An 18,218-nucleotide genomic window follows, 5' to 3' on the forward strand; every position below is an offset into this window, starting at 1 on the left:
TCTTTGCATTCGGGTGTCGGTCTTAAGCGACGGCCACCAGTTTCTGCCCCTTCTGACTGCTGTCCAGAATGAGGATGCTCGCCTTGGGGAAGAAGTTGAAGGTGGAGGCGGAGGCCCATGTATAGGCGCCCATCACCTTGCCAACCACCAGTTCGCCGATAGCCAGATCGGGCAGCATGATGCCATCGCGGATCACGTCCACGCTGTCGCAGGTGGGGCCTGAGAGTACCGAGTTATGCAGCTCGCCACTGGCATAAGGCGTGCTCACCGGATAGGTGACGTGGTCATAGAGCTGGCCGTTGTAGCTGCCGTAGAGGCCATCATCCAGGTAGTACCAGATCTTGTCGCCACGGTGGGCCTTGCCCATCACGCTGGATACCGAAGTCATGGCCGGCGCACTGATAAAGCGGCCCGGTTCGGCAATCTTCTGCACGGTAGCGGGCAGCTTGGCCAGCGCTTCGCGGATCGGGGCGCAGAAGCCGTCGATATCGAACTCGCCCCCCTCATAATCGACCGGGAAACCGCCGCCGATATCCAGCACCCAGGGCTTGAGCCCGAGCGCCCAGGCTTGCTCCATGATCTCGCGGCAGGCGTCGATGGCCTGCACATGGCGACGGGCATGAGGCACTTGCGAGCCGACGTGGAACGACAGCCCCATCACCTTGATCCCCTTGGCGTGGGCCAGTTGCAGCAGCGGCAGCGCCTGCTCCGGAGTGCAGCCGAACTTCTTGGAGAGATCGACCTTGGTCTCGGGGTTCGGGAAGCTGACCCGCAGCAGCAGTTTCACTTCGTCCTTGTAGGGAATGAACTTCTCCAGCTCCAGCGGGTTGTCGTAGACAAACACAGTGCAGCCGAACTCCAGCGCATAACGGATATCGCTGTCGCGCTTGATGGGATGGGTATGAATGCAACGTCCCGGGCGAACCCCCTGACTGCGCACCAGATCCACTTCGCCATTGGTGGCCAGATCGAAACAGGCCCCCTCTTCCTTCAAGACAGAGACCACCGCCTCATGGGGCAGGGGTTTGAGTGCATAGTGCAATCGTACATCGGGCAGGGCGGCGGCCAGGGCCCGATACTGTTTGCGGACGGCTGCCTTGTCGAGCAGCAGCAGGGGGGAGCCGAATTGTTCAACCAGCTGACGGTAATCTTGTGCGACCACATCTTTTGCAACCAGGGTCTCGTTCATTCTCTTTTGGTCATCCTTAGGGGGCGTGATATGCCCAAGCCATATGCGATTGAACCGGCGACGGCCGGGTCAGGCGAGCGGTCCGGTGGGACCAACCGAACACAGTGCATAAATTGATAACAAAGTGCTTGGTTATGCAGCGGATTATCGGCTTATTGATTCTGTGTGCAAGCATTTTGATTGGATATGTCGGCAAGATTTTCTTGGCGAAACGAGAGGGATCACTGTTCTCTATCCGCCATTTTTCCCGTTTGGGCCACATTTGATCCGTGAAAGCCTAACTTGTTGATAGTTAACTAACATTTAACATTCTTGCTGCGATTCTGGTGGTCACTAAAAAAATATAAATGGGGGCGGCCAAGTGCGAGACAGCTCACATTTTTTGGATTAACATGCCGACTTCCTAATCCAAACTAGTTCGGATGAAGGTAGCAGGAGAGCGATGGGCAACCATCCACCGAAGAAGTGAATCTTTCAGGTACCGGGCAACCGGTGTGGACTGCTACTGGACGATACTCTGGAGAGACCCGTTAAATCGGGCGCCGAAGGAGCAAGGCACCATGACTACCCGCAAGGGCAGGCTGGCGCCGGAAACTCTCAGGCAAAAGGACAGAGGGGATGGGATGGTTGTACCTGGGCTTGGCCCGCATCCGATCGCCTCTGGCCGATCGCGACACCTATGGGAAGATCATCCTTCTCCTCCTTAATTTATGTTTCTTAAGGAGGATGCATGTCATCAATTCAATCGGCGTTAACCGCCATCGATAGTTTTATCTGGGGGCCGCCCCTGCTGATCCTGCTGGTCGGGACCGGTATCTATCTCACCCTGCGTCTGGGTCTGCTTCAGGTCGTGCGCTTGCCGCTCGCTCTGCGGCTGGTCTTTGGCCGCGATCAGGGGCAGGGCAAGCAGGGGGATGTCTCCAGCTTCGGCGCCCTCTGTACCGCCCTCTCTGCCACCATTGGCACCGGTAACATCGTCGGGGTGGCTACCGCCATCAAGCTCGGCGGCCCCGGTGCCCTGTTCTGGATGTGGATGGCGGCACTGTTCGGCATGGCTACCAAGTATGCCGAGTGCCTGCTGGCGGTCAAATACCGCGAGCAGGATGCCAACGGCCAGATGGCTGGCGGCCCCATGTACTATCTGGAGAAGGGGCTCGGTTCCAAACCGCTCGCCAAGCTGTTTGCCCTGTTCGGTATCGGCGTGGCCTTCTTCGGCATCGGTACCTTCCCGCAGGTCAATGCCATCTCCGATGCCATGAGCCTCTCCTTCTCGGTGCCCCGTGAAGCGACCGCCGTGGTGCTGACCCTGATCGTGGCGCTGGTGACCCTGGGAGGGATCAAATCCATCTCCAGCGTGTCGAGCAAGGTGGTGCCCTTCATGGCCATCTTCTACATCGTCGCCTGTCTGGGTGTGCTGGTGAACAACGCCAGCGCCTTGCCCGATGCCGTCATGCTGGTTATCGAGAGTGCCTTCACCGGCCATGCGGCGACCGGCGGCTTCGTCGGTGCCAGCATAATGCTGGCCATTCAGTCCGGGGTGGCGCGCGGGGTCTTTTCCAACGAATCGGGACTGGGCTCTGCGCCCATCGCGGCGGCGGCGGCCAAGACCGATTCGTGCGTGGAGCAGGGGCTGGTCTCCATGACAGGTACCTTCATCGACACCATCATCATCTGCACCATGACCGGCCTGACCCTGGTGGTGACCGGCGTGTGGAGCGGCGATGCAAGCGGCGCGGCCATGACCAGTCTGGCCTTTGCCCAGGGGCTCGATGCTCATGTCGGCCAGTATCTGGTGAGCATTGGGCTGCTGTTCTTCGCCTTTACCACCATCCTTGGCTGGAACTACTACGGCGAGCGCTGCACCGAGTACCTGTTCGGGGTGAAGGCGATCAAGCCCTATCGTCTGGTCTATCTGGCGCTGGTGGCGAGCGGTGCTTTCCTCCATCTGGACATGATTTGGCTGCTGGCCGATATCGTTAACGGCCTGATGGCGGTGCCCAACCTCATCGGCCTGATTGGCCTGCGCCATGTGGTGATCGCCGAGACCCGCGCCTACTTTAGCCGGGATCTGGATAGCGAAGCCGAGCCGGAGCCGCAGACGGCCTGAACGCCTCAGCCCGTTTCGCGTTCCCATTGAAAAGAACAAGCCACGACTCCGGTCGTGGCTTTTTTTGTGCGCAGTGTCTATGGACGGTGATTTTCCCTCTCCCTTCGGAATAAGGTCAGGATGGGGGGGATAGCCCCTCGCTCAGCAGGCTATCCAGACGTGCTCGCACTTTCTCTACCAGTGCCTGATCGCTACCGCGCCAATCGATGCAGCTTGCCAGCGTGGTGGAGGTTCCCGCCATAAAACGCAGCTCGCCGCCCGCCAATTCGTAGAAGCGGCTCGCCATCCTGGTTCCCTCATCCACATCACCCGCCACCAGCAGCATGGCTTGCGCCAGCACGGCACCCTGGTGATCCTGTCCCGGCGCCAGCCAGCGCTGGGCGGTACCGGTGATCTTGCGTCCCCCGCTCACCAGATTGTACTGACCATCGCAAAAGGAGCCGGGCACGAAGTCATAGCTTCCCTCAAGGCCGTACTCCGCCAACAGGGTCAGCAGCGGCGCCCCCAGCAGCCGGTAGTAGTGGGCGAGATCTGTGGTGGTGCGGGGCAGCAGCAGGGATAGGTTGAGGATCCCCGCCCCGTGGGGCACGGCGGTGCCGCCGCTGTCGCGCACATGCACTGGCCAGCCTTCAGCTGCAAGTTGCTGGCAGGCGGCTTCGTAATGGGGGAGGCGGGTATCTTTGCGAGTGACAATCAGGCATTGGGGCGCCTGCCAGAGGTGAGCGCGGGGCTGACCGTCATGGGCACAGTCGCGCAACCAGCACTGCTCTTGCGCCAGTATCTGTGCGGGTGAAGCGGTATCGGGGAGGGGGGAGAGCAGGCGATAGGGCATGGCGGCATCCTCAAAAAAGGCTGCCCAGCACACTACCCGTGGCGACTGGCAAGGTAAAGCCCCGCAGTGCGGGGCTGTTTGCTATCGGTAGGCTGTGTCTCAGGAGTGACGCGCTTCGCGCTTGGGCAGCAGCAGGTTGAGCACGATAGCGGTAATGCCACCGGTGGCGACGCCGTAGGAGAGCACGCTCTTGGCCAGCTCCGGCAGGTGTTGCAGCACTTCCGGCACCTGCGCGACTCCCAGCCCCATGGCCAGCGACACCGCCAGGATCATCAGGGCGCGTCTGTCCAGCTCCTCGCGGGCAATGATGCGCACCCCGGCGGCGGCGATGGTGCCAAACATGACGATGGTCGCTCCGCCCAGCACGGGCTCGGGGATCTGTTGCACCAGACTCGCGACCGCCGGGAACAGGCCGAGCAGGGCCAGCATGGCGGCGATAAAGAGACCGACGTGACGGCTGGCCACCCCGGTCAGCTGAATGACGCCGTTATTCTGGGCGAAGGTGGACATGGGGAAGGTGGAGAAAACCGCTGCCAGCATGGAGTTGGCACCATCGGCCAGCACGCCGCCTTTAATCCGCTCCATATAGACAGGCCCTTCCAGTGGCTCGCCGGAGATATCCGAGGTGGCGGTCATGTCGCCGATGGCCTCGAGCGCCGTCACCACGAAGATGATGGCGAGCGGCACGAACAGCTGCCAGTCAAAGCCGAGACCGTAGTGGAGCGGAATGGGCACCATCACCAGCGGGCCGTCGAAGGTGGGGGCGCTCACTTTGCCCAACAGCAGGGCCACGGCATAGCCCGCCAGCATGGCGATCATGATGGCGGAGAGGCGCAACCAGGGGTTGCGACTGCGTTGCAGCAACACGATAAGGCCGAGCACCAGCAGGGAGAGGAAGAGGTTGGTGTGACTGGCGAAGCTGCCATCGGAGAGGGCTGCATAGCCGCCGCCCATGCTGATCAGGCCTACCTTGATCAGGGTCAGGCCGATCAGCAGCACCACTATGCCGGTGACCAGCGGGGTGATGATCCGTTTCACCAGATGGAGGAAGCGGCTCATCACCACGATAGTGAGTGCGGCAACCATCATGGTGCCAAACAATGTGCCCAACAGATCCTCGGTGGGCATGGCGGCCTGTTTGAGGGCGAGACCGGAGGCGATGATGGGGCCGAGGAAGTTGAAGCTGGTGCCCTGTACCGAGAGCAGGCCGGAACCGATGGGGCCGAAGCGGCGGGTTTGAATGAAGGAGGCGATGCCGGACATGACCAGCGACATGGAGACGATATAACGGGTGTCGGCGGCAGGGAGGCCGAGGGCATTGGCGATAATCAGGGGCGGGGTAATGATGGCGACAAACATGGCGAGCATATGCTGCAGGGCGGCGAACAGCGTCTGGGGCAGAGGCGGGACATCCTCTATGCCATAGACCAGTTCGCTATGGGCTCGCCTGGGTGGATGTGCCTCTCGATTGGCGCGTGTGACAGCAGCCTGTTCCATAAGTACCTCGAATTGTGTGGGGAGGGGGGAGAAAATTGGGCGCTATTGTAGTGATTGAAATGAGGCTGACCAGCGCTAATTATGCAAAAAAAGGTTTATTTTTTGATGGGTTGAAACGTTTGCGCGCTGCGATTATCATCTGTCGGTTTGTGTGATCGACCTCTCCGTTTTATTCCCCCCGCTAATGACATTTTTACCACTTTGTAGGTGTAGAATGAGCCACTCGACCTTGAAGTGGAGGCGATGGATGCTCAAGTTGTCAGAGTTCTGGAGTGCCAGGGCTCACTCCGAAGACTTTACCCGTACTCGTATGGGGTTTATGACGGTGCGTCTGCGCCTGCTCACCTGCCTGCTGATGATTGGTTTGCCCGCCTGGGCCGTGGTGGATTGGCTGACTTTGCCCGCCGTTCATTTCGAGCAGCTGTTTCAGGCCAGGATCTTCTGCACCCTGGCGCTCTCGCCACTTATTCCGCTCTCGTACCTCATCCACTTCAAGCGGGAACGGATGAAGCTGGCCCTTGGCTACCTGATGGCCGTGATGATGCTCTTCTCCCTCTTCTGCCTGAACAGCTTTGGCGCCGGACAGGAGTTGCAGGCGGGTTATGCGGCCTTTCCCTATCTGCTGATCACCCTGTTTGCCATCTTCCCCATCCCCCTCTCCCTCGGCTTGCAACTGGCTGGTGTGGTACTGGTGACCATGCTGCTGGGCCACTGGCTGCTGGTGGGCCAGAGCATCTGGAGTCAGGCCACCCTGAATCAGGTGTGGGTGCTCGGCATGTTTACCATGGCCAGCTGCTGGGTGCAGTGTGGCCAGCTCAACATGCTGCTGCGGCTATATCGGGAATCGACCACCGATGAGCTGACCGGCATGATGAACCGCCGCCTGCTGATGAAGCAGCTGGAGCAGGCCAGAATCCGGCTGCAACTCAAGAAGAAGCCCTTTGCAGTGATGCTGCTGGATCTCGATCGCTTCAAGCGGATCAACGATATCTACGGCCATCTGGCGGGGGATGCGGTGCTCAAGGAGGTGGCGACCACCCTGGGGGAGCAGCTGGAGCCTGACATGGTGCTGGGGCGTTATGGCGGCGAAGAGTTTGCCATCCTGATGCACAACCACGCCGATCCGGTGCAGGCGATCAGAATGGCCGAGCGGCTGCGCATTGCCGTTGAGGCGCGGCTGGTGAAGAGCCCCACCTCGGACGAATTGCTGGAGGTGACGGTGAGTATCGGGATTGCCATGGCCCGTTCCGATGACACCATCGATATTCTGATCAACCGTGCTGACGAGTGCCTCTATCAGGCCAAGATGGCGGGACGCAACTGCGTGGTGGTCGAGGGGCAAAACCGCGCAAAAACAGATGCCGCCTGAGGGCGGCATCCTGTAGGCAATGAGCTGACGAGATCAGGCCAGCTTGTACTTGCCGGAGAGCTGCTGGGCCAGCAGCTTGAACATGTTGAAGACTGCCATGGTCTTGCCGGTCGGGGTGCCGTCTTCGGCCAGGAAATACTCCCCCTTGAACACCAGAATATCCCCCTTCTGCTCCACCGAATCGGCGCGCATACCGTGGATGAAGTCTTCATGCTCTTTGATGATCTTGTTGGCCATCTCAAGCAGGGCCGTCTCGGTGATCAGCTCTTTCTGTGGTTGCATGCTCGTCTCCTTAAACGACTACTGGACAGGGAAATCGTGGATCCCTGCCTCTGATTGAAGAGGCGCCCAGCATACTGCAAACAGGGTTTTTCTGTCATTGATATGACCCCGATTTGTGGCTGTTTATCCGATCACCAGATTCTTCAACCAGCAGCGTTGGCGAATACGGCGCTGCACCAGCAACACTTTGCTGAGCTCCTCCAGCAAGACCACCGCCACCACCCAGGAGAGGGGCCAGCCGAGCAGAGTGACCGCCACCCAGGCGAGCGGGATGCCGATGCACCACATGCCGACAATATCGATGAAGATGCTGTAGTTCACATCGCCGCCAGAGCGCAGCACCCCGATGATCCCCACCATGTTGAACACCTTGAGCAGCATCCCGAGGCACATGATGCCGAGCACCTGTCCCGCTTCCGTCATCAGCTCGGGGGGCAGGTTGCCGACCCACTGCAGCAGGTTGGCTTGCAGCAGCCAGACGATGATCCCCACCAGTAGCGCGCCAATCGGTGCCAGCAGCAGGAACAGCTGGGAGTGCTGCCAGGCAATCTCGTACTCCTCGGCCCCGAGCCGGTGGCCGAGCAGGGTGGAGCAGGCCACCGCCAGTCCGAAGAAGAGGGAGATAAGGATGCTCTCCAGGGTGCCGAGGGTGGTCATGATGGCCAGCGAATCGGTGCCAAGATGGGCATAGAGAAAGCCGTAAATCAGCATGCCGAAGGCCCAGAGGCCGTCATGGAACAGCAGCGGCAGGGCGATCAGGGTAAAGCGCACCACCTCCTTGCGTTTGAAGGCGGCCAGCCAGTCTGGTGCACGCGGGATCAGGCGCGCTTCATAACGCTTTACGTAGAGCAGCAGCAGGGCTGTCTGCAGCAGCCGTGAAATGGTGGTGCCCCAGGCCGAACCGGCCACCCCCATCGCCTCGAAGCCGAAGTGACCGAAGATGAGGGCGTAGTTGAGGATGACGTTGGCGATGATGGCGATAATGCCGATGCGGGTCGGCGCGGCGGCATTGCCGACCGAGCGCAGGGCTGACTCCAGCGGCACCACGATGGCGGTACAGAGGATGGTGGCGCCGGTGATCATCAAGAATTGATCCGCCAGCTCGCGCAGTGCCGGATCCTGACTGGCAAAACCCAGCACGCTGCCCGGTGATAACACATAGATGAAGGCAAAGGGCAGGGTGACCAGCAGGGCGCCCACTATGGCCAGCGCCAGGGAGCGGCGCACCCCGGCCATCTCACCGCGCCCGAAGTATTGTGCTGCCAATACCGAGACCCCGCCCGCGAGGCCCGCTATCACCAGCAGATTGAAGAAGAAGACCCGGTTACCCAAGCCGACCGCCGCCACAGCCGTGGTGCCAAGCTGGCTCACCATCATGATATCGATGAGGCCGAGCAGGGAGAACATCATGGATTGCAGCGAGACAGGCAGGGCCAGCCGCCACAATCGAGTCATGAACTCGCGATCGGTGGTTTGTTTTAAAATCGCTTGCCAATAATTCATAGTTGTTAACCGGGTATGAGAAAAGCAAGGTTTGTCAGGGGTATGATAGGGACTAGCGAGGCTCTTCTCACTGTGAGTAGCTCTCGATTTTCTTGTGTAAAACTATCCTGTTGAGGTGTTATGCCATTTGCCAGCGAGTGTCTGGAGATAGCGCCAGCCTGTGAAGAGCAGATGCTGGGACGTGAAGGGCTGCCCCTGCTCGGCGAGGCAGGGATCTTCCTGACCGGCCTATCCCGGGTGCGGGATCACTACCTCATTCGCCGCAATCGCCCCGAGTTTCACATTCTGATGGTGAGTCACGATGGGGGGGGCGCGCTGCTCACCGACGAGGGGGAGCAAGCCATTCCGGCCGGATCGCTGATTTTCCTGCCCGCCGCCGTGCCCGGTGGTCTCAAGCTGATTGGCGAAAGCTGGCAGATCAGCTGGATTTTGCTCGATGACGTGCCGCGCTGGCAGCATCTGCACTGCCTTGGCCACCGTATCTGGCAAGGGGATGGCGGCGATCAGCTCTACCATCTGCTCAGCCTGATGCAGGGGGAAGGGGTTCGATCTTCGCTGCAACCCCAACTGCTTAGCCTGTTGCTGGCGCTGCTGGAGCGTACCCTGCAAGGGGAGGTGCGCGGTACCCCTGAACTCAGATTGCAGGCGCTGTTTCGCCGGGTGGAGGCGCGCCTGGACGAGCCCTGGAGTGTCGCCCTGTTGGCCCGACAGATGGCCTGCTCCGTCCCCCATCTGCACCGGCTTTGTCAGCAAGTGTTCGGTATGGGGCCGATGGCGAGGGTGACCGAGCTCAGAATGAACAAGGCACGCCAGCTGCTGCTCTATACCAACTGGCCACTTGGCGAGCTGGCGGCCCGGGTCGGTTACAGCGATGGGGCCAACTTTGCCAACTGCTTTCGCCGTCTGACTGGTCAGACCCCCGGCGCCTTTCGTCGACTGGGTCGCAAACCTTTTGCAACGGATGTGCAAACTCTTTGAAATTAATGACACAAGCCCCTAGGATCGGCGGGTCCCTGCGTCTAGCTAACCGTTTAGGTACCAAGATCCATGTTTGAAGATAATAACCAGAAACGTCCTCTCTACATTCCCTACGCCGGTCCCGCCCTGCTGGAGACCCCTTTGCTCAACAAGGGCAGCGCCTTCACCAGCGAAGAGCGCAGCAACTTCAACCTCGAAGGTCTGTTGCCCCAGAATATCGAGACCATCGAAGAGCAGGCCGAGCGTGCCTATCGCCAGTTCATGGCGTTTGGCAACGACATGGACAAGCACATCTATCTGCGCAACATCCAGGATACCAACGAGACGCTGTTCTACCGTCTGCTGCACAACCACTTGACCGAGATGCTGCCCATCATCTACACCCCGACGGTGGGCAAGGCGTGCGAGGAGTTCTCCAACATCTATCGCCGCGCCCGTGGCCTGTTTATCTCCTATCCGGACAAGGACAGGATCGATGACATGCTGCAAAACGCCACCAAGCAGAACGTCAAGGTGATCGTAGTGACCGATGGCGAGCGGATCCTGGGTCTGGGTGATCAGGGGATCGGCGGCATGGGCATTCCCATCGGCAAGCTGTCGCTTTACACCGCCTGTGGTGGCATCTCGCCCGCCTACTGCCTGCCGGTGGTGTTGGATGTCGGCACCAACAACCAGCAACTGCTGAATGACCCCTTCTATATGGGGTGGCGCAATCCGCGTATCTCGGGGGATGAGTACGCCGAGTTTGTCGATGCCTTCATTCAGGCGGTCAAACGCCGCTGGCCCGACATCCTGCTGCAGTTCGAGGACTTCGCCCAGAACAACGCCATGCCGCTGCTTAACCGCTACAAGAACGAGCTCTGCTGCTTCAACGACGATATTCAGGGCACTGCAGCGGTGACCTTGGGCAGCCTGATCGCCGCCTGCAAGGCCTCCGGCGCCAAGCTCTCCGAGAAGCGGGTTGCCTTCCTCGGGGCAGGCAGCGCCGGTTGCGGTATCGCCGAGCAGATCGTGGCGCAGATGAAGGCCGAAGGGCTGACCGATGCGCAGGCCCGCAGCCGGGTCTTTATGGTGGACCGCTTTGGTCTTATCACCGACAAGATCCCCAACCAGCTCGACTTCCAGCGCCGTCTCTCCCAGCCGGTGGAGCGGATCAAAGACTGGCCAGTGGGGGACAATATCTCCCTGCTGGAGGTGATGGAGCACGGTCGCCCGGACATCCTGATCGGGGTATCCGGCCAGCCTGGGCTGTTTACCGAAGAGGTGGTCAAGACCATGCACAAGCACTGTGCCCGTCCCATCATCTTCCCGCTCTCCAACCCCACCTCCCGGGTCGAGGCGACGCCGGCAGACCTCATCCGCTGGACCGACGGTCAGGCGCTGGTGGCAACCGGCAGTCCGTTTGCACCGGTGGAGTACAAGGGCAAGCGCTACGTCATCGCCCAGTGCAACAACTCCTTCATCTTCCCGGGGATCGGCCTTGGCGTCATCGCCTCCGGCGCCACCCGGGTGACTGACGCCATGTTGATGTCGGCCAGCCGCGCGCTGGCGGAGTGCTCGCCGCTGGTGAAAGGGGAGGAGGGCTCCCTGCTGCCGGATCTGGCGGATATCCATCAGGTCTCCCGCTACATCGCCAAGATGGTGGCCAAGACCGCCATGCTGCAGGGCAAGGCGGTGCAGACCCCGGACGAGGTGATCGATCAGGCCATCGAAGCTAACTTCTGGCATCCGGAGTATCGCCGCTACCGCCGCACCTCCTTCTGATTGGGGAGAAGGGAATGCCACGGCAAAGCAAAAGGGATGCGAAAGCATCCCTTTTTACTGCACGTCTGACATGGTTATCGCCTCAAGATCAACTACTCGCTGGCGCCCTGTACGCCGGTGACGCGCACCTCGACCCGGCGATCCGGCCCAAGGCAGTCTATGAGGGCGGCTCTGGCCTTGATGTCGTCACACTGGTTGCCGGTGACCGGATTGCTCTCGCCATTGCCCTGAATGCTTACCTTGTCGGCAGGCAGCCCTTTGTTGATCAGAAAGTCGGCAACGGTTTGGGCCCGAGCTTCTGACAACCTCTGATTGCTGGCATCCGAGCCGATACGGTCGGTATATCCCATCACAACCGCACTGCCATCCTTGGGTTGTACATCGACGATCTGCTGGTAGAGAGCGTCCAGCGCGCTCATCCCCTCCGGTTTTAGGTCCGCTTTGCCAAAGGCGAACAACACATCGGAACTGAGGTTGAAGGTCTGATCTACCACCTCCGGTTCGGCCGGTGGCGGGGGGACCACGACCGGTGCGGGCGTGGGAGCCGGCTCTGTCGGCTGGCTGCGATTGGGATGGATCACTACTTCCAGGGTTGCTGTGCTGATGTCGCTGACCCAACGCTGGGTGCCGCTGTTTGCCTTGTCATTGTCAGGATCATCGCCGACCCTGACCAGATAACGATACCTGGCCTGGAGATCGACCCAGTCATGGAGCCGGGCCGTCACTCCCAGACCTGCCAACGGTGCCAGGTTGTCGTCCCCGCCATTGATCGATTCAACGTGATAGATATAGCCACCACCCTCGGCAAACACCGAGAACATCTCGCTGAGCGGCAAACGACCAATCACAGACAGGGTAGCTCCCTTGCTGTTGAACTCATGACCGCTGATATCCCAGTCACCTGTGGAGAGGTAACCAATTTCGGCGCCCAGGTTCTCCGTGAAGTTGTAGCCGCCAAACAGGGAGAGCGCAGTCGCATCCTTGCTGACATCCTGGCTGAAATCATTCAGATCGTGGGCTATCGCCCAGCCACCGCCTATCCCGGCATACCAGTCATGGACCGGTACCGCTTGTGCGCCTGTGCTCGCCAATGCCAGTGCAATCCACACAGGTTTTAATCTTATGTTCATCGCGTATCCTCGTCGATGTGTGGTTTAGTGGGGCTGCTTGTTGGTCAAACCCCACACTTATGTATAGGTGACAGGTTGTATTTAACCACTCAAGAGGTGTGGATTGCGGCCATAAGTGAACCTATGTCACTGAAACCATGCGGGAAGAGGAAAGATAGCCTGAGGTGGGCGGCATGGAAGACAATAAAAAGGAGGCCATATGGCCTCCTGCTTATCCAGGTGATCAGGATTATTGTGTGACTTGTTGCACACCGGTGACGCGCACTTCAACGCGGCGATCCGGCGCCAGGCAGGAGATCAGCTGAGCCTTGCCCTTGACGCTGTTGCACTGGGTGCCTGTGACCGGATTGGCTTCACCGCGGCCTTCGATGGCAACTTTGCCAGCCGGCAGGCCCTTGCCAACCAGGAAGTCGGCTACGGTACGGGCGCGTGCTTCGGAGAGTTTCTGGTTGTAGGCGTCAGTGCCGATACGGTCGGTGTAACCGACGACCACGGCACTGCCATCTTTTGGCTGTACGTCGACGATCTGCTGATACAGGGTGTTGAGCGCTGCGACACCTTCTGGCTTGAGGGTGGATTTGCCAAAGGCAAACAGCACGTCAGAGCTCAGGGCGAAGTTCTTGTCAACCACCACAGGTTCTGGGGTTGGCTCGGGTGCTGGTGCCGGAGCGGGGGCCACGTAAGTGGTGCGGTTCGGGTGCATCACCAGCTCCAGGGTTGCGACGCTCATGTCGCTCTCCCAGGTCTTCTGCTCGTCACCCAGACTCCACATGTAGCGGTAGCGGGCTTGCACATCGATAAGGTCGGAGAGCTTGGCTGTCACCCCCAGACCGGCCAGCGGCGCAGTGCCGTTGTCGCTGTTGCCATTGCCGTTGACGTGGTTGAAGTAGGCACCACCTTCGGCAAACACCGAGAAGATGTCACCCAGTGGCAGGCGGGCGATACCGGAGAGGGTTGCACCCTGGGTTTTGAAATCGGCACCGTCAACGCCCGCTTTACCGGCGTAGAGGTAGCCCAGTTCAGCTGCGTAGTAGTCGTTGAAGTTGTAACCGCCGAACAGGCTCAGCGCAGTGGCGTCTTTGTCAGTGTCTTTGCCAAAATCATCCAGACCGTGGGCATATGCCCAGCCTGCACCAACACCGGTGTACCAGTCATCGGCAGCCTGAGCTGTGGTGCCTGCGGCGGCCAGCGCCAGTGCAATCAGGGTAGGAGTCATTTTGAGTTTCATCGGTTTATCCTCGTTGTGTTAGCCCATGTCGGGCAATGCACTTGTTTTTATTGCTGCGAAAAATCGCCAGCAAAGTGGATAGCGAAGGCTTTGGACTCTCATGATGCATTGGCGTCATGGACAACAGACCGGACAAGAAGCGCTTTTTAGTGCTTATCCAATACCTTACAGGCGCAACTACTTTATGCTTTCGGGGCGGGGCAGGCAAGGGTAGGGAGGCGGGAGTGAGGGATGATGCAAGCGAGAATGAGGCAAACAAAAAGGGATGCCGCAGCATCCCTTTCTTTTGCATTATCTGAACGAGGTCAGATTATTGCTGAACTTCTTGTACGCCAGATACGCGAACTTCTACGCGACGATCCGGAGCCAGGCAGGAGATCAGTTGAGCTTTAGCGGTGATACCGTTGCACTTGGTGCCGGTAACCGGGTTGGCTTCGCCACGACCTTCGATGGCAACCTTGCTGGCAGCCATACCTTTGCTCACCAGGAAGTTGGCAACGGTACGGGCACGGGCTTCAGACAGCTTCTGGTTGTACGCGTCGGAACCGATACGGTCGGTGTAACCAACAACAACAGCGTTGCCATCTTTCGGCTGGAACTCAACGATCTGCTGGTACAGCGCATTCAGGGCTGCAACGCCTTCCGGCTTCAGAGTCTCTTTGCCAAAGGCAAACAGCACGTCTGAGTTCAGTGCAAAGTTCTTCTCTACAACTTGCGGAGCAGGAGCCGGTGCTTCTTCAACAACCGGGGCAGCTACCGGAGCTACGTAGGAAGTGCGGAACGGGTGGTATACCGCTTCCAGAGTAGCGATGCTCTGGTTGGCCTTGTAACGCTCACCGTTGGCGTGCAGGTCAGCCACGTCCCACATGTAGCGGTAACGAGCTTGCAGATCCAGCGCGTCATTTACCTTGTAGGTCACACCGGCGCCAGCCAGCGGGGAAACTTTAGTGTCGCTGGTGCCCAGGCCGTCGGTGTGACCCCAGTAGGCGCCGCCTTCAGCGAACAGGGAGAAGTCGTTGCCAACCGGCATACGGGCGATACCGGACAGGGTGGCACCCTGGCTCTCGTAACGGTTGCCGTCGGTGTTGCCACGACCGGTGTACTGGTAGCCCAGTTCGGTACCGAAGTTTTCGGTGAAGTTGTAACCCATGAAGGCGTTGGCGGCAGCCGCGTCTTCCTGGCCTACATTGGTGCTTTCCAGCTTGTTCAGGCCGTTGAAGTGAGTAGCACCGACACCGGCACCGAAGTAGATGTCGTCAGCGGCGTGAGCAGCGGTAGCACCCAGAGCAGCCATGGCGATGGCGATCATGGAAGGAGCCATTTTCATCATAAAAAAATCCTCGTTGAGATCGCACGTTATTCACGTGCTTCACACTTTGTAATTTATGTAAGCTGCAGGCTCCGCCGTACGGCTGGCGTCGAGTCTGGCAGATGACCCGGTACAACCGGGTTGCACACTCTCCTGGTGTGTCGAGTGCGCTGGCATGGCACGCAATGCGTGAGAAACCACTGCCAGGCAACTGATGTCATTCCGATGACGAGGCGCACTCTATGCCGATTTTAAAACATGATCAAGCTCACAAATGAGCCTTGTGGCAAATTGTGTCGTGACCTTAAATGGCTGTTTATCCAGATTAATTAGTGATCCAGATAGGCCCTGTGCAGTTTTTTTTCCAGTTTCATATAGGCCTGAACCCAGTCGGAGTGCGGGTTGGCAGGGTTTGCTCTGGCAGTGAACACCTCGAGGTAGTCTGCTTCCGTTGCACTTTTCAGCAGGGGAGTAAACGCCATCAGGTAGTGGCGGGCCAGATAGGGATCCAGGGGCCAGATGTTGAGGATGGCTCGTGCCACAGGCTGAACCGCGGCTGAACAGATGAAATGGCGGTGTCCCGCCTCCAGCCAGTCGGCCATCTCGCACATGCCCGATTCAGCTACCAGACCACCATCACCCGGGGCGCTTGCCAGCGCAATAGACTGGCCATTTACCGTGGTGAGCTCTTCATTGTTATGCAGGGCACCATCGTGGCTGCGCAAGGGTAGGTTATGCGATTCCTGTTCAAGAAACAGGCTGCAGCTCTCCGGCAGGGCGGCCAACAGCTCGCTGGCCTGGCTGGACATCAAGGCCGGAAGCCAGAATGCTTCGGCACGATATTGTGCACCTTGACTGAGCTGTTGTTGCAATTGGGCCGGGTCAGAAACCGGGTGCAGGCGAGAGATAATGCCGGGAAACGCCATACTTATTCCTCTTAATGGGTAGCTGGCGGATTATACGAGTTATTCTGGTGGCAACAATAAAGGTTTCTTTTCGAGACTGTTTACCTGAGACAGCTGAGCGATTACCATCCCCCGTTGAAGATAAGGGTTGTCGCCGAAAGGCGCTCATAAAGATAGAGGCTCGACCATAACGAGTCCGTACAAAACTGATACACTTGACTACGAGTCGTCGCGAAAAATAAAGACGGATTTAATCCGTCAAACGGAGTATGGAACATTATGAATTCAAATATCGTCACTGTTGGCAAGAAGATCCGTCAGATCCGTGAAGCGGTCGGTTTGAGCCGTCCGAAGTTTGCTGATTTGCTCGGTGTTCCCCCCACAACCCTGAAAAACTACGAGCTGGGTTACCGTGAAGTTGGGGGCGCCTTCCTGGTTGCCCTGGCGCACCACCCGGATCTGCACAAGTTCACCCTCTGGCTGCTGGCAGACAAGAAAGTCGCCGAAATCGGCCAGATTGGCCCGGATGACCTCGCCAAGGCGTGATCATCGATGTGAATAGAAATGCCGCCTTCGGGCGGTATTTTTTTGGGTCGCCGATCGATATTTTGATCTAACACGCTTTGAATTATCCATGCAGGCCAACGAGAATAAGCGGCCCCGAAAAGTGGGCCCCTGGTGGTATCTGGCCACCTGAACACTATTACATTCAGGATGATATGAGCAATCGTATGGAGTATGGGTATGAGCAGTAATGAGTTGGATAAACGCTATGGCCTGATGACTGCCATTGCGATGGTGGTCGGCGTGGTGATCGGCTCCGGTGTCTTCTTCAAGGCCGATGATGTACTGCGTCTGACTGGCGGTAATCTGGCCATTGCGCTGCTGGCATGGGCGCTGGGGGCATTTTCGATGATCTTCGGCGCGCTGGTGTTTGCCGAGTTTGCCCAGCGGATCGAAAAGTCCAACGGTATCGTCGATTATGCCGAAGCGGCATACGGCAAAATGTTTGGTTATCTGGTGGGGTGGTTCAAAGGCGTACTCTATTACGCCCCTCTTTCCGCCATCCTTGCCTGGGTCGCCGCTCTGTACACCATGATCTTGCTTGGTAGTGATAATCCGACCAACTCTGGTGCGACCTGGATACTAGCGGCTGTCTATATGACGGTCACCTATCTGATCAACTTCTACACCCCGGTCCTGGCGGGCAAGCTGCAAGTGGGCTCTACCCTGATCAAGTTGATCCCGCTGATCCTGGTTGCCATTGTGGGCACCATTTCAGGCTTGCTCAATGGTGTCACCGTGACCAACTTTGTGCAGGCAATGGATGGGATAGGAAGCACCGGAGGCACGCTGGCCACGGCCGTGGTTGCCACCGCCTTCGCTTATGAGGGGTGGATCGCCGCCGTGACCATCAACAGCGAAATTCGCGATTCCAAGAAGAATCTGCCCAGAGCACTGGTGATTGGCACCCTGATAGTCTTTGTGGTCTATGTCACCTATTTTCTGGGGATCGCCAGCGTCTTGCCGACGGACGAGATAGTGGCGCAAGGGGATAACGCGGTTAATCTCGCGACAACCAGCCTGTTTGGCGGGACTGCCTCGACCATTTTGACCGTGTTCGTGATTATCTCCTGCCTCGGCACCCTCAATGGTTTGGTATTGGCGACCATGCGTATTCCCTACTCGCTGGCGATCCGCAATCAGGGGCCAGCCCCCAAGTGGATGAGCCGTATCGAACCGCATCACCACATGCCAATCAACTCGGCCCTCGCGGCAGCGCTGTTGTCGGTGATCTACTCAGTGCTGTGGTACTGCAGCATCAACGAGACATTCGGTCGTTACATCGCCCTGGACGAGATGCCGATCGTGCTGATTTATGGCCTCTATCTGTTCCTCTATGTCTGGTACATGCGCACCTTTACCGAGTTGGGCTGGATAAAGCGGTTTGTGATCCCGACCTGCGCCACCCTGGGCGCGCTCATCATTCTGTATGGCGGTATCACCAATCCCAGTCTGGGACTCTATCTGCTGGTCTCTGTGGGGGTGATTCTGCTCGGGTTGCTCTTCTACCGTAAGGAGTAACCGGGTAAGTGAGTTGAAAAAAAAGCGCCGAATGGCGCTT

General features: G+C 58.7%; 15 protein-coding genes and 1 riboswitch. Of the genes, 6 read left to right on the plus strand and 9 right to left on the minus strand.

Features of this window, described 5'->3' with window-relative positions; all coding sequences use genetic code 11:
* Positions 1-22: 22 nt before the first annotated feature.
* On the minus strand, positions 23-1,189 hold the full coding sequence (locus G5193_RS13815) for a type III PLP-dependent enzyme (RefSeq protein WP_058059164.1): 1,167 nt from the start codon (positions 1,187-1,189) through the stop codon (positions 23-25).
* A 507-nt stretch (positions 1,190-1,696) separates the two neighbouring features.
* Positions 1,697-1,812, plus strand: a riboswitch (glycine riboswitch).
* 107 nt (positions 1,813-1,919) lie between these two features.
* Between G5193_RS13815 and G5193_RS13820 the strand changes: the two genes are divergently transcribed.
* Positions 1,920-3,296, plus strand: a complete 1,377-nt coding sequence (locus G5193_RS13820) for an alanine/glycine:cation symporter family protein (protein WP_005338391.1) — start codon at positions 1,920-1,922, stop codon at positions 3,294-3,296.
* 115 nt (positions 3,297-3,411) lie between these two features.
* On the opposite strand, the gene G5193_RS13825 is transcribed toward G5193_RS13820, so the two are convergent.
* Both G5193_RS13825 and G5193_RS13830 read right to left on the minus strand, forming a co-directional pair.
* Positions 3,412-4,128, minus strand: coding sequence for a lipoyl protein ligase domain-containing protein (locus G5193_RS13825; protein WP_421206205.1), 717 nt, complete (start codon positions 4,126-4,128; stop codon positions 3,412-3,414).
* A 99-nt stretch (positions 4,129-4,227) separates the two neighbouring features.
* On the minus strand, positions 4,228-5,625 hold the full coding sequence (locus G5193_RS13830; RefSeq protein ID WP_040066712.1) for a nucleobase:cation symporter-2 family protein: 1,398 nt from the start codon (positions 5,623-5,625) through the stop codon (positions 4,228-4,230).
* 247 nt (positions 5,626-5,872) lie between these two features.
* Between G5193_RS13830 and G5193_RS13835 the strand changes: the two genes are divergently transcribed.
* Complete coding sequence (locus G5193_RS13835) at positions 5,873-6,994, plus strand: GGDEF domain-containing protein (protein WP_421206206.1); 1,122 nt, start codon at positions 5,873-5,875, stop codon at positions 6,992-6,994.
* Between the two features lie 33 nt (positions 6,995-7,027).
* Here the strand turns inward: G5193_RS13835 and G5193_RS13840 are convergent, their stop codons facing one another.
* A complete protein-coding gene (locus tag G5193_RS13840; protein ID WP_005338382.1) occupies positions 7,028-7,276 on the minus strand; it encodes a YciN family protein in 249 nt (82 codons plus the stop codon).
* Positions 7,277-7,399: 123 nt separating this feature from the next.
* Positions 7,400-8,779, minus strand: coding sequence for an MATE family efflux transporter (locus tag G5193_RS13845; RefSeq protein ID WP_005343930.1), 1,380 nt, complete (start codon positions 8,777-8,779; stop codon positions 7,400-7,402).
* Positions 8,780-8,899: 120 nt separating this feature from the next.
* Between G5193_RS13845 and G5193_RS13850 the strand changes: the two genes are divergently transcribed.
* Both G5193_RS13850 and G5193_RS13855 read left to right on the plus strand, forming a co-directional pair.
* Positions 8,900-9,757 (plus strand): helix-turn-helix transcriptional regulator, encoded by an 858-nt coding sequence (locus G5193_RS13850; RefSeq protein ID WP_270904672.1) that lies wholly within the window; start codon positions 8,900-8,902, stop codon positions 9,755-9,757.
* 69 nt (positions 9,758-9,826) lie between these two features.
* On the plus strand, positions 9,827-11,521 hold the full coding sequence (locus G5193_RS13855; RefSeq protein WP_216951826.1) for an NAD-dependent malic enzyme: 1,695 nt from the start codon (positions 9,827-9,829) through the stop codon (positions 11,519-11,521).
* Positions 11,522-11,613: 92 nt separating this feature from the next.
* On the opposite strand, the gene G5193_RS13860 is transcribed toward G5193_RS13855, so the two are convergent.
* From G5193_RS13860 to G5193_RS13875, 4 genes are all read right to left on the minus strand, one after another.
* Positions 11,614-12,651, minus strand: coding sequence for an OmpA family protein (locus G5193_RS13860; RefSeq protein WP_421206207.1), 1,038 nt, complete (start codon positions 12,649-12,651; stop codon positions 11,614-11,616).
* Between the two features lie 229 nt (positions 12,652-12,880).
* Positions 12,881-13,879, minus strand: coding sequence for a porin OmpA (ompA, locus tag G5193_RS13865; protein ID WP_421206208.1), 999 nt, complete (start codon positions 13,877-13,879; stop codon positions 12,881-12,883).
* A gap of 310 nt (positions 13,880-14,189) precedes the next feature.
* Positions 14,190-15,209 (minus strand): porin OmpA, encoded by a 1,020-nt coding sequence (gene ompA, locus G5193_RS13870; RefSeq protein ID WP_421206209.1) that lies wholly within the window; start codon positions 15,207-15,209, stop codon positions 14,190-14,192.
* Between the two features lie 308 nt (positions 15,210-15,517).
* Positions 15,518-16,114 carry a hypothetical protein gene (locus tag G5193_RS13875; RefSeq protein WP_421206210.1) on the minus strand — a complete coding sequence of 199 codons (597 nt, stop codon included), beginning with the start codon at positions 16,112-16,114 and terminating at the stop codon, positions 15,518-15,520.
* 258 nt (positions 16,115-16,372) lie between these two features.
* Between G5193_RS13875 and G5193_RS13880 the strand changes: the two genes are divergently transcribed.
* Both G5193_RS13880 and G5193_RS13885 read left to right on the plus strand, forming a co-directional pair.
* Positions 16,373-16,639 (plus strand): helix-turn-helix domain-containing protein, encoded by a 267-nt coding sequence (locus G5193_RS13880; RefSeq protein ID WP_005338367.1) that lies wholly within the window; start codon positions 16,373-16,375, stop codon positions 16,637-16,639.
* Positions 16,640-16,837: 198 nt separating this feature from the next.
* Positions 16,838-18,178, plus strand: coding sequence for an APC family permease (locus tag G5193_RS13885; protein WP_005338365.1), 1,341 nt, complete (start codon positions 16,838-16,840; stop codon positions 18,176-18,178).
* Positions 18,179-18,218 lie beyond the last annotated feature (40 nt).

The sequence above is a fragment of the Aeromonas sp. 601027 genome (assembly GCF_049174455.1).
GTDB lineage: Bacteria > Pseudomonadota > Gammaproteobacteria > Enterobacterales > Aeromonadaceae > Aeromonas > Aeromonas veronii_A.

Bases quoted from the DNA above. Each gene is read 5' to 3' on its own strand.
- G5193_RS13850 (WP_270904672.1), top strand. From the start codon at position 8,900: ATGCCATTTGCCAGCGAGTGTCTGGAGATAGCGCCAGCCTGTGAAGAG.
- G5193_RS13835 (WP_421206206.1), top strand. From the start codon at position 5,873: ATGCTCAAGTTGTCAGAGTTCTGGAGTGCCAGGGCTCACTCCGAAGAC.
- G5193_RS13875 (WP_421206210.1), bottom strand. From the start codon at position 16,114: ATGGCGTTTCCCGGCATTATCTCTCGCCTGCACCCGGTTTCTGACCCG.
- G5193_RS13820 (WP_005338391.1), top strand. From the start codon at position 1,920: ATGTCATCAATTCAATCGGCGTTAACCGCCATCGATAGTTTTATCTGG.
- G5193_RS13815 (WP_058059164.1), bottom strand. From the start codon at position 1,189: ATGAACGAGACCCTGGTTGCAAAAGATGTGGTCGCACAAGATTACCGT.
- G5193_RS13830 (WP_040066712.1), bottom strand. From the start codon at position 5,625: ATGGAACAGGCTGCTGTCACACGCGCCAATCGAGAGGCACATCCACCC.
- G5193_RS13840 (WP_005338382.1), bottom strand. From the start codon at position 7,276: ATGCAACCACAGAAAGAGCTGATCACCGAGACGGCCCTGCTTGAGATG.
- G5193_RS13860 (WP_421206207.1), bottom strand. From the start codon at position 12,651: ATGAACATAAGATTAAAACCTGTGTGGATTGCACTGGCATTGGCGAGC.
- G5193_RS13845 (WP_005343930.1), bottom strand. From the start codon at position 8,779: ATGAATTATTGGCAAGCGATTTTAAAACAAACCACCGATCGCGAGTTC.
- ompA (WP_421206209.1), bottom strand. From the start codon at position 15,209: ATGATGAAAATGGCTCCTTCCATGATCGCCATCGCCATGGCTGCTCTG.
- ompA (WP_421206208.1), bottom strand. From the start codon at position 13,879: ATGAAACTCAAAATGACTCCTACCCTGATTGCACTGGCGCTGGCCGCC.
- G5193_RS13885 (WP_005338365.1), top strand. From the start codon at position 16,838: ATGAGCAGTAATGAGTTGGATAAACGCTATGGCCTGATGACTGCCATT.
- G5193_RS13855 (WP_216951826.1), top strand. From the start codon at position 9,827: ATGTTTGAAGATAATAACCAGAAACGTCCTCTCTACATTCCCTACGCC.
- G5193_RS13880 (WP_005338367.1), top strand. From the start codon at position 16,373: ATGAATTCAAATATCGTCACTGTTGGCAAGAAGATCCGTCAGATCCGT.
- G5193_RS13825 (WP_421206205.1), bottom strand. From the start codon at position 4,128: ATGCCCTATCGCCTGCTCTCCCCCCTCCCCGATACCGCTTCACCCGCA.